Here is a 10544-nt window from a genome sequence, read left to right on the forward strand (position 1 = left end):
GAGAACACCGGGTTTGCAGTTTCTGCAACGTGCCGCTCGTGCGCGCGTGACTGCGCTGAATGAGTGCGGCGGTGGCGTCATGGCGCGGCAATTGCGTAAGGGCATGACGGACGTCGGGAGGTTGGCCCGCTCCATCTCCCGAGTGGCGAGCGCCCTCGGGGAAGGAGGCGTCCAATGTGTCGGATGTCGAAGGCGGCCGCGGCCGCCGTACTCGCACTGCTGCCCGGCGTGGCTGCCGCGCAGAGCGTCAACATGGGTCACACGTTCCACGCGCTCGAAGCGCGTGCCACGCGGGTCACCACCACGTTCCCCGACGTCATCGTCGACGTCAGGCGTGGGGGCGACCGCCGCATCGAGGCGGTGGTGCGCTCTCGCAGAGGCGACGTGCGCGGTCGCCTGCATGTCGGCGCCGATGGCCGGCGCGCGCGCTGGCAGGGCGCGCGCCCCGGGCGCGGCCCTGTGGATTTCGATCTACCGAACCAGGCGACGGTGAGCCTCGACTGGGCCGCTCATCAGGTTCACGCGCTGCAAGACGATGAGGCCAATGATGAGGGAGAGACCAACGACATCGCCGGCGCGAACGGCGCGTGGGATGGGCACGTCAGGCGGAGTCGTCGCGCGCTCGCGCGCGCGGGGCGATCGGCGGGACAACTCGCCGCGCGCGTCGAGCGGGTCGAGACGGAGTTTCCCGGGCTGGTGATCCGTGCGGAACTGGATCGCCATGCACGCCCCGAGAAGTCGGCGCGGCGAACGCACGCTTCCAAATGGACCGCCACGATCGTGGATCCGCAGACGGGAGCGAAGAAGGGATTCGTGCGCTGGTTCGAGAGCGCGCAGGTGCTCACCTGGAAGATCGAAGGCGGGAGTCAGGGCGTGATCATGCCCGACCGGTTGCCCGAAGGATGGACGTTCACACCCACGATGGCGTGGGCGAACGTGCAGGCGTTCCAGTTCGCGACGCAGCAGGCCAGGAGTCTTGAACCAGCCGACCCCCTGGCCATGATGATGCGCGGTGTGTTCGACAGGCCCACGATCGGTGCGCCGCTCGCGCAACTGGCCCGCGCCGTTGCGCCGATGCCCGCCCTGACACTGATGGGCGCGGCAGACGTTGCAGCACGTGCGACGGACGTGCCGCTGCTCGATCGTCTGCTGCCGCGGTCGTGGGGCTATCTGAGGGGCGCACTGATGAACGAGCCCGGCTGCGACAACCTGCACTGGCTCGACGGAACGGTGTTCAGGGCCTGCTGCGATCGCCACGATCTCTGCTACGAAGCCAACGGCTGCAACTCGAACAGCTGGTGGTGGCCCTTCGCAGGGAGCTGGTCGTGCCAGCGATGCAACGTGACCGTGGTGCACTGCTTCTGCACGCTCTCCAACCCGTACTACTGCGGCGGGGGCGCCGACGGCGGCAACGGAGGTGGTGGGGCCGGCGGCCCCGGTGGCGGCTGCACGTCCGTGGCAGGCGGCTTCTGTCCCGTCGACTGCATGAACTGTCTGGCCCATTGACGTACAGATCTCCCGGCCCCGGAGCCATCGCGCACCGGGGCCGGCCTTCAAGGGAGCACACCGATGGCGATGTGGACCGTGGGAGTGGCGGTGGCAGTCTGGACGGCCGGGCGCGTGGTGTTGGGCGCGCAGTGGACGGGCGTCGAGGTCTCCCCCGGCGTCTGGCAGGACGGCGTTTCCCTGCGCCAGTGGGCGGTCCTGTGGATCCTGTTGGTGGCGGCCGGTGCGGCGGTCGCACCTCGCCTGTCTGGCTGGCCGTATCGTCTCGCCGCCCTCGTGCCGTTACTGGCGTGGATCGCCTGGTCGCTCAGCGCAGGCACCCTGGCGCCCATGGCTCTTGTCATCTACGGTGCGCCCACCGTCGCCACATGGGGAGCCGGCCTGCTGGCGCGGGATATGGTCTCGCGTCGTTGACCGCGTTACGATCCGACGCCATGCGTGCATCAGTGTGTCTGCTGGCTGTCGCCCTCCCCTGCCTGTTCGCGGCTGCCGTACGGGCAGAGGTCCACAAGTTCACGCCGACGGTCGGCGTCTCGACGTTCGCCGTGCGGGAGCCCATCCTCCGCATCAAACCGGGCGACATCGTCGAGACGCGCACGTTCTCGAAGCCGGGCGACTACTACGAGCGCCCGGGCGGGCCATGGCCGGGCGACGTCGGACCGTTCCTCATCGAGGGACTCACGACCAACGACACGCTGGTCGTGAAGATCGTGCGCCTGCGTCCGAATCGCGATACGGCCGTCTCCTCCGTCTCGCCGATGGGGATCAGCGGCGTGGCGGGCGACTCGCGTACGCGCGTGCTGAACGAGCCGCTACCCGCGCGTCGTTTCGTGTGGCAACTGGACAGGCAGCGCAATGTCGGCATCCTCGACCTGCCCAATTCGGCGAGCAAGCGGATCGAGTTGCCCCTGAGCCCGATGCTGGGGCGGGTTGCCGTTGCGCCCGCAGGCCAGGAAGCGTTCGGCGGACTGTGGCCGGGCAACTTCGGCGGCAACATGGACACGTCGGACATCCGCGAAGGCACGACCGTGTATCTGCCCGTGTTCCACGACGGCGGGTACTTCTACTACGGCGACGGCCACGCGCTCCAGGGCGATGGCGAGATCGTCGGGTCGGGCCTCGAGACGACGATGGACGTGACGCTGGCGTTCGATGTGATCAAGGGCCAGCGCATCGCCTGGCCGCGTATCGAGGACGAGACGCACATCATGGTGGCCGGCAGCGTGCGGCCGCTCATCGACGCCTTCCGGATTGCGCACGTCGAAATGATTCAGTGGCTCATCGACGACTACGGCTTCGAGAAGATGGAGGCCTATCAGGTCCTCTCACAGGCAGGCACCGCCCGCGTGGCCAACGTCGTCGATCCGAACTACACGGTCGTCGCGAAGTTCCCGAAGTCGGCCCTGCCACCACGCGTGCGGCGAGCACCGTAGGTGCGCTCGTGTCCTACTCCGCGCGCAGCACGCTGGCCAGCGACGTTCGCGTGGCGCGCGCCGTGGGGATGACACTGCCGAGCGCCGCGGCGGCCAGCAGCACGAGCACGCCTGCGCCGTACGAGAGCTCATCGATGGCGCTCACGCCGAACAGCCGCGACATCATCACCCGCGTGACGGCGAACGCCGCGACGAGCCCGCAGGCGACATCGACGAGCACATCGCGAAACGCACGATGGGAGGCTTTGTGAGCGTCGTCCGTCGGCGTGCCCACGCCGCCAGCGCTCCGGGCTGGACACCATACGTCCAGTACTCACCCGACTCCTCGAGCACGCTCAACACCTTCCCCGACGCCGTGACGTCGGCGAGGACGCCGCCGCCTGGCGAGAACGATGTCCGGCGACGCCCATGAACGCAAAGGGGCGCTTCCGGAGAAGCGCCCCTTCTGAAATCCATCGCAAGTCCGCAAGCGGCTTGCTGTCCGTTGGTCGGGGCGAGAGGATTCGAACCTCCGACCTCTCGGTCCCGAACCGAGCGCTCTACCAGGCTGAGCCACGCCCCGACAACCCGCCGAGTCTACAACGGGACACCGCGCGGCCGCAAGCGACAGGCAGTTCGCGGCTCGAGGCGTACGGACCGAGTTGGAGCCAACAACCAGTTGGCGCTGGCCAACCGGTTGCCCGGTGCCGGCTTGCCGGTTGCCGGACTCTGAATCCCGATTCATGTTCCCCACCGGCCCGCCGATTGGGTCCGTATGACCGCGATTCTCTCTGTCGGCAGCGTTGGCCACGACAGCCCATCCGCGCGCGTGGACCGGACGACGGTAGCCATCGGCAAGGCACTCACCGAGACGCGGCGCGACGGCGAGGCGATGGTGCGCCTCATCGAAGCCGCGGCGGCCTCGGGCAAGGGCCAGCACGTGAACTACCGCGCCTGAGTGCCCTGCGTGACCCGCGCCACGAGCGCGCCGGTCGCGGCGAGCGCGGCGTGCGCGGTGAGGTCCGCATGGAGCGGCGTCACCGAGATGAGACCGCTGCGGACGGCCTCGTAGTCGGTGCCGTCCTGCTCGGCCCAGATGAACCGGCCCTCGTCGAACCAGAAGTACGGGCGTCCCCATGGATCGGTCCGCCGCATGACGCTCGTCGTATGCGTCCGCGACGCCTGCACCGTCGTCGCCCACCCGCCAGGCACGCCCCGCGGGACGTTCACGTTCAACAACACACGCGAAGGCAGTCCCTGCTCGAACACGCCGCGCGCCACGTCGGCGCCGGCGGCAGCCGCGTGCGTGAAGTCGTAGTCGTCGCTGCGCTGCAGCGACACCGCGATGGCCGGCACGCCGAGCAACAGGCCTTCGAGCGCGCCACCCACCGTGCCCGAGTACGTCACATCGTCGCCAACGTTCCAGCCCTTGTTGATGCCCGAGACGAGGAGGTCCGGCAGTCGTCCGCCGAGGACGTCGGCGATGGCGATGTTGACGCAGTCGGCGGGTGTGCCATCCACGGCGTGGACGTCAGGCTCGATTTCGCGCAGTCGCAACGGGCGCGACAGCGTGAGCGCGTGCCCGATGGCACTGGCTTCACCCACCGGCGCGCAGACCACAACGCGCCCGAGCGGTGCGAGCGCCGCGGCGAGGACGTGAAGCCCCTCCGATTCGACGCCGTCATCGTTTGTAAGAAGAATCGTACGCATCTATCATCCTGGGAGCATGCGCGCACCGTTCGATGCCGTTCTGCTCGTGTCGTTCGGCGGTCCGCAGGGGCCCGACGACATCCGTCCGTTCCTGGCCAACGTGCTGCGTGGCCGCCGGATCCCCGCGGAGCGGATCGAGGAGGTGGCGCATCATTACGAGTTGTTCGGCGGCGTCTCTCCGCTCACGGCGTCCACCGAAGCACAGGCCGACGGACTGCGCGAAGCGCTCGCGGTACGCGGACTGCCGCTGCCAGTGTACGTGGGCATGCGCAACTGGTCGCCGCTGCTGCCGGACGTCCTCGCGCGCATGGCTCGCGATGGCGTCACACGCGCCATCGGTGTCCTGGCCGCCGCGCATCGCTCCTACTCGAGCTGCGGACAGTATCGCGACAACGTCATGCAGGCGCGCGAAACCGTCGCCGCAGCCGGCCATCGTCCCGTCGACGTGACGTACGTCGACGACTGGCATGTGGACGAGGGCTTCCTCACGGCGGTGGTCGATCACGCACGCGCAGCACGCGCCATGTTGCCTTCCGCTCACCAGGCCACGGCGCGGCTCGTGTTCACGGCGCACAGCGTGCCGACGAGCATGCCAGGTGCGCAGACCTATCACGCGCAACTGCGAGAGTCGGCAGCCGCCGCAGCCACGCGTCTCGGCGTCGACGACTGGGGCCTCGTCTTCCAGAGCCGCAGCGGGCGTCCGGAAGATCCCTGGCTCGAACCCGACGTCAACGACTACCTGCGCGACGAACACGCCGCGGGAAGACTCACCAGCGTGGTCCTCAGCCCGATCGGCTTCGTGTGCGATCACATCGAGGTGCTCTACGACCTCGATCACGAGGCGCGCGAGACGTGCGACGCCCTCGGCCTGCCGATGGCGCGTGCATCATCGGTGAACGCCCATCCCGCGTTCGTGGGCACGCTCGCCGACGCCGTCGCGCGCACGTGGACCCGCTACGCACACGGCATTCCCCTCACGCTCGTGCATCCGGAACACCCGAACGCGAGGGAACTCCCGCCGCCCGTGACGCCAGCCGTGGAACGGCATCACTCACCGCACACGTAGCCGCCGGATTTCATACGGCGGACGGCCATCACTGACTGCCGGACAAGTCCGGCAGCTACGAGTAGAGCGTCCGGTCCCTACGGGCAGGAGTCCGACGACTACGCGTTCTGCGTGGCGCAGTGCTTGTCGAAGGCGGCGGTCAGTGCCGCGGCGATGCCGTCGGCGGTGTTGCCCTCGATCTGGTGGCGCTCCATCATGTAGACCAGCTTGCCATCGCGAAGAATGGCCGCCGACGGCGACGAGGGCGGATAGCCGGTGAAATAGCCGCGCGCACGCTCGGTGGCCTCGATGTCGGCGCCGGCAAACACCGTCACCGCCCGATCGGGACGCGTGGCGTGCTGCATGGCGCGCGCGATACCCGGGCGCGCCTTGCCGGCCGCGCATCCACACACCGAGTTCACCACGACGAGCGTGGTGCCCTGGCTGGTCAGCGCGCCGTCCACGTCGGCAGCGGTCCGCAGTTCGGTGAAGCCGACGTCTGTGAGTTCTTCACGCATCGGGGCAACGAGAAATTCGGGATACGGCATCTGTACTCACTCCTTGGAGGAACGCGCCGCGTCGTGCGCGGCGACGAGGAAGTCCACGAACGGCACCCACGGATCGAAACCGATCACGGTCGGGGCATCGACAACGAAGTTCGACAACGCGTTGAGATCGTAGAAGTACGGCTGGCCGTCGCGATCGTCGATGACGTACTCCACACCACCGACCTCGATTCCGGCAGCCGTGGTCATGCGCACGACGACATCGACGATGTCGGCGGGCGGATGCGCCTGCACGAAGCGGCGTGCCGGCGCGGGCGGCTCGACCACGCAGTTGCCACCGAGCGCAACGGCGCCACTGGCGACATCAGCGCTCGCAGCCGCCGCGGAGCCAGGCGGTGGCAACTCGCAGTGATCGGCGGGACACAGGTTGAAGCTCTGCCCCGTCACGGGCACGTGAATCGCGTACAGGTATCGCCCGTCGAGCACTTCCACACGCGTGATGTGGTTGTCGCGCGCCGGGATGAACTCCTGCACCAGCGCAAGGCGATCGACGCCGAAGTCCAGCTGCCCCGTCTCGACAGCCTCCCGCAGCTCGCGCTCGCTATCCACGCGCCGGACGCCCGCCCCGCTGCCACCCACGCTCGGTTTGACGACCACCGGCCAGCGCAAGCCTGCCGTTGCCGCCACCGCCACGCTCGCGTCGTTGATCACGCGCGTCTTCGGGATCGGCAATCCCATGTCGGCCAACAGCGCCATCTGCCGTGCCTTCGAAATCTCGAAGCCGTACGCCCGCGATCCGTTGATCACGCGCACGCCACCGGCCTCCATCGACTCCAGGTACTGCAGCGTCGGCAGGATGCCGTGACCATGTCCGCGACGATCCGCCGACGGACTCATCCTGTTCACCAGCAGATCCGGAGCCGCCGCCCGCGCCGCCGGGTCGTGACGCCAGTCCGGTGCGAACAGGAGCGATGCCGCGTCGACACGCCTGTACGGCACACCGCGCTCGTCCAGCGCCGCGAAGAGGCGCGCGAACCAGCGCGGGTGCTCGTAGAGGACGTCGATCACTTCGTCGTCTCCTTCAACAAATCCGTCGCGTCATCGTCGGGCAGATCGACGGGTCCCTGCATCCGGGCATAGGCATAGAACCCGCCGAAGATGACGACGATGAGGCCGAGCGAGAGCCACTTCGGGATGGCGAAGTGGATGTAGCCGACCTGATGCCCGTACTCGACGAGCAGCTTGATGCCCACCCACGCGATGATCACGAACGCGCCGTCGACGAGCGCCGGATACCGCTGCACCACACTGAGCAGCTGTCCGATCAGCAGGCGCATCGCCACGATGCCCAGCAGCCCGCCGGTGATGATCACCCACAGCTTCGGCGACATCGCCACGGCCACGAGAATCGAGTCGATCGCGAACACGATGTCGGTCAGTTCGACCTTGATCACCGTGGTCCAGAACGCCCCGAGACCGAGCCAGCTGGTGGCCGGTTTGATCGCCTTGCGATCCTCGCCCCCACCACCCCGGAAGTGCTGAATGGGCAGCCAGAGCAGGTAGAGCGCGCCCACCAGCTTCACCCACGCGAGTCCGATCATGTACGCCGCAAAGAGCGTGGCGAGCGCGCGGAACGCGAAGGCGCCGAGGATGCCGTAGCGGAGCGCCTGGCGCTGCTGCTCGCGAGGGAGCGAGAGCACCAGAATCGCGAGGACGAGCGCGTTGTCGGCGCTCAGCAGGCCCTCGAGCAGGACGAGCAGCCCAATGGTCAGGAGATCTGAGAAAGCGAAATCCACGGTGCCTCGGTGGCCACTCGTACCGGACGGGATGCCCGGGGCGAGCGCACGAGGTCCAGTATGCGTCATGCGCCGGACCTCCGCCTACGGCGAGCGCAGGACGGCCCACCGTGCCGGATAGCGACGCTGCGACTCATTACATTGACATGTATCGTATCAATCTCTATACTCGTGTCGTGTCAATGACTGACAATCGCTCGCGGGTCCCGGCGCCCGCCGACGAGGGATTCATCCTCATCAGCATGGCGGCCCGGCATCTCGGCATGCACCCGCAGACGCTCAGGAAGTACGAGCGCCTCGGTCTCGTGCGGCCCACTCGTACCCTCGGCAGCATGCGCGTCTATTCACGCGACGAACTGCAGCGCCTGCGCGCCATCAAGCACCTGGTGGACGAGGCGGGCGTCAATCTCGCCGGCGTTCAGCGCCTGCTCGAAGTAGCGGAGGTGCTCCAGCGCATCAGGCCGCTGGCCGATGGCGCCGATGGCTCACGTGCGTCGCTGCGGCGGCTCGTGCAGGAACTGGATCGCCTGGGCGAGCGGCTCGGGTTCTGAGGAGGCGGCATGGAGTTTCGTGACTACTACGCCACGCTCGGCGTGTCCCGGACCGCGTCCGCCAGGGAGATCAAGCAGGCCTTCCGACGGCTGGCGCGCAAGCATCACCCCGACGTGAACGCCGGTAACAGTGCCGCCGAGGCGAAGTTCAAGGAGATCAACGAGGCGTACGAGGTGCTCGGCGACGAAGACAAGCGTCGCAAGTACGACGAACTCGGCGCCAACTGGAAGGCCTACGAGCAGGCGCAGCGCGCGGGGTACGACCCGTCGGCCGGCGGCGGGAACCCGTTCGGCGGCGGCAATCCGTTCGGCGGACAGAGCGGCCCTCGCAGCGTCACGCCCGAGGAGTTCCAGGAGATGTTCGGGGGCGGCGGCGGCGCCAATCCCTTCTCCGACTTCTTCACGACGTTCTTCGGCGGACAGGGCGAGGGCCAGCCGCGTGGTCGATCCCGTGCGCGAGCACGGCGTCAGCCCGCGGCGCCCGAGCACGAACTGCCCGTGAGCCTCGAAGAAGCGTTCACGGGCACCACGCGGCGCGTCACGCTCACGGGTCCCGAGGGCGAGCGTTCGCTCGAAGTGCGCTTCCCCGCCGGCATCCGCGAGGGTCAGAAGGTCCGCGCGGCATCGGGCGGTGGCGACGTCTACTTCCGCGTGCGGCTCGCGCCCCATGCCCGCTTCGAACCGCGCGGCGACAACGACCTCGCCACGCGCGTGTCGATCCCGATTCCGACGGCCGTGCTCGGCGGCGAAGTCGAGGTCATGCCGCTCGTCGGCACGCGCATTCGCGCGCGCGTGCCGGCGGGTACCAGGTCGGGCGCGGTGCTCCGGCTCCGCGGCCATGGACGGCCGGTGCTCGGCAAGTCCGGCCAACGCGGCGACCTGCTGGTGACCCTGGATCTCCAGGTGCCCACGGAGCTCACACCGGAAGAGCGCAGCCACTACGAAGCCCTGGCGGCCCTGCGTACGCAGCCCGCATAGGCAGCCGACTCGTTCGGCGGATGTCTGGACAGTACACCTGACCGCATCGACTCGACATCGAACGGGGAGGACGAACCAATGAATCTGAATCGACTGACAGAAAAGGCCCAGGAGGCCGTCGTCGGCGCGCAGCAACTCGCCACGCGCCTCCATCACTCGCACGTGGATCCCGAGCACCTGCTCGTCACGCTGGTGACCCAGCAGGGCGGTATCGTTCCATCGGTGCTGCGCAAGATGCAGATCGACCCGGCGGCGCTGGCAAAGACGCTCGACGCCGATCTCGCGAAGCGCCCGACGGTCCATGGCGGCAGCGACGTGGGCGTCGGTCCGCGCCTGCGCGCGGTGTTCGACGGCGCTGAGAAGGAAGCGGCACAGCTCAAGGACGAGTACCTGAGCACCGAACACTTCCTGCTGGCCATCGCCGGCGAGGGCGGACGCACGCCCGCCGCACAGGCGTTCCAGGCCGTGGGGGCCACGCGCGACAAGATCCTGGAGACGCTCGTCGCCGTGCGCGGCACACAGCGCGTCACGGACCAGAGTCCCGAAGCCAAGTACGAAGCGCTCGAGAAGTACGGGCGCGATCTCACGGCCGCGGCCCGCGACGGCAAGCTGGACCCCGTCATCGGCCGAGACGATGAGATCCGGCGTGTGATCCAGGTGCTCTCACGCCGCACGAAGAACAACCCGGTCCTCATCGGCGAACCCGGCGTCGGCAAGACGGCGATCGTCGAAGGTCTCGCCCAGCGCATCATCCGCGGCGACGTGCCCGAAGGCCTCAAGGACAAGCGCATCGTCGCGCTCGACATGGGCTCGCTCGTGGCCGGTGCGAAGTATCGCGGCGAGTTCGAGGAACGGCTGAAGGCGGTGCTGCAGGAGGTCGTCAACTCGCAGGGCGAGATCGTCCTGTTCATCGACGAACTGCACACGGTGGTGGGCGCTGGTGCGTCGGAGGGTTCCCTTGACGCGTCCAACATGCTCAAGCCGATGCTGGCGCGCGGTGAACTGCACACCATCGGCGCGACGACGCTCGACGAATACCG

The 10544-nt window shown here is 68.2% G+C and carries 13 protein-coding genes and 1 tRNA gene; 8 read left to right on the forward strand and 6 right to left on the reverse strand.

The window, feature by feature from the left end:
* The first annotated feature begins 183 nt into the window (after nt 1-183).
* The 3 genes from IT182_09515 to IT182_09525 all read left to right on the forward strand — a co-directional run bounded on the left by IT182_09515 (nt 184) and on the right by IT182_09525 (nt 2939).
* Nucleotides 184-1506: a hypothetical protein gene (locus IT182_09515; GenBank protein MCC6163573.1), complete on the forward strand. Its 1323-nt coding sequence runs from the start codon at nt 184-186 to the stop codon at nt 1504-1506.
* Nucleotides 1507-1569: 63 nt separating this feature from the next.
* Nucleotides 1570-1920 carry a hypothetical protein gene (locus IT182_09520; GenBank protein MCC6163574.1) on the forward strand — a complete coding sequence of 117 codons (351 nt, stop codon included), beginning with the start codon at nt 1570-1572 and terminating at the stop codon, nt 1918-1920.
* A 20-nt stretch (nt 1921-1940) separates the two neighbouring features.
* Entirely contained in the window at nt 1941-2939 is a 999-nt protein-coding gene (locus IT182_09525) for an acetamidase/formamidase family protein (protein MCC6163575.1), read from the forward strand.
* Nucleotides 2940-2952: 13 nt separating this feature from the next.
* Here IT182_09525 and IT182_09530 read toward each other — a convergent pair whose 3' ends face one another.
* Together IT182_09530 and IT182_09535 are read right to left on the reverse strand one after the other, a co-directional pair.
* Entirely contained in the window at nt 2953-3213 is a 261-nt protein-coding gene (locus IT182_09530; GenBank protein ID MCC6163576.1) for a hypothetical protein, read from the reverse strand.
* Between the two features lie 211 nt (nt 3214-3424).
* Nucleotides 3425-3501 (reverse strand) — tRNA-Pro (locus tag IT182_09535).
* Between the two features lie 192 nt (nt 3502-3693).
* Between IT182_09535 and IT182_09540 the strand changes: the two genes are divergently transcribed.
* Nucleotides 3694-3876, forward strand: a complete 183-nt coding sequence (locus tag IT182_09540) for a hypothetical protein (GenBank protein ID MCC6163577.1) — start codon at nt 3694-3696, stop codon at nt 3874-3876.
* Here IT182_09540 and surE read toward each other — a convergent pair.
* Nucleotides 3864-4628, reverse strand: coding sequence for a 5'/3'-nucleotidase SurE (surE, locus tag IT182_09545; protein MCC6163578.1), 765 nt, complete (start codon nt 4626-4628; stop codon nt 3864-3866). The genes IT182_09540 and surE overlap by 13 nt on opposite strands.
* 16 nt (nt 4629-4644) lie before the next feature.
* Between surE and hemH the strand changes: the two genes are divergently transcribed.
* Complete coding sequence (gene hemH / locus IT182_09550; protein MCC6163579.1) at nt 4645-5694, forward strand: ferrochelatase; 1050 nt, start codon at nt 4645-4647, stop codon at nt 5692-5694.
* 98 nt (nt 5695-5792) lie between these two features.
* On the opposite strand, the gene IT182_09555 is transcribed toward hemH, so the two are convergent.
* From IT182_09555 to IT182_09565, 3 genes are read right to left on the reverse strand one after another with little or no spacing between them, the layout of a single operon-like run.
* The gene (locus IT182_09555) at nt 5793-6221 is read right to left on the reverse strand and encodes a BrxA/BrxB family bacilliredoxin (protein MCC6163580.1); all 429 of its coding nucleotides are present in this window, start codon (nt 6219-6221) and stop codon (nt 5793-5795) included.
* Nucleotides 6222-6227: 6 nt separating this feature from the next.
* Nucleotides 6228-7247 carry an ATP-grasp domain-containing protein gene (locus IT182_09560; protein ID MCC6163581.1) on the reverse strand — a complete coding sequence of 340 codons (1020 nt, stop codon included), beginning with the start codon at nt 7245-7247 and terminating at the stop codon, nt 6228-6230.
* Nucleotides 7244-7975 carry a hypothetical protein gene (locus IT182_09565; GenBank protein MCC6163582.1) on the reverse strand — a complete coding sequence of 244 codons (732 nt, stop codon included), beginning with the start codon at nt 7973-7975 and terminating at the stop codon, nt 7244-7246. Before IT182_09565 ends, IT182_09560 begins: the two co-directional genes overlap by 4 nt.
* 182 nt (nt 7976-8157) lie before the next feature.
* Here IT182_09565 and IT182_09570 point away from each other — a divergent pair, with 182 nt between their 5' ends.
* The 3 genes from IT182_09570 to IT182_09580 form a co-directional block, all read left to right on the forward strand.
* Nucleotides 8158-8526: a MerR family transcriptional regulator gene (locus IT182_09570; protein MCC6163583.1), complete on the forward strand. Its 369-nt coding sequence runs from the start codon at nt 8158-8160 to the stop codon at nt 8524-8526.
* Between the two features lie 9 nt (nt 8527-8535).
* Nucleotides 8536-9504, forward strand: coding sequence for a J domain-containing protein (locus IT182_09575; GenBank protein ID MCC6163584.1), 969 nt, complete (start codon nt 8536-8538; stop codon nt 9502-9504).
* A 78-nt stretch (nt 9505-9582) separates the two neighbouring features.
* Nucleotides 9583-10544, forward strand: a 962-nt coding sequence (locus tag IT182_09580) for an AAA family ATPase (protein MCC6163585.1), incomplete at its 3' end; no start/stop codon positions are given.

The sequence above is a fragment of the Acidobacteriota bacterium genome (assembly GCA_020845575.1).
In the GTDB taxonomy this organism is placed as follows: domain Bacteria; phylum Acidobacteriota; class Vicinamibacteria; order Vicinamibacterales; family Vicinamibacteraceae; genus Luteitalea.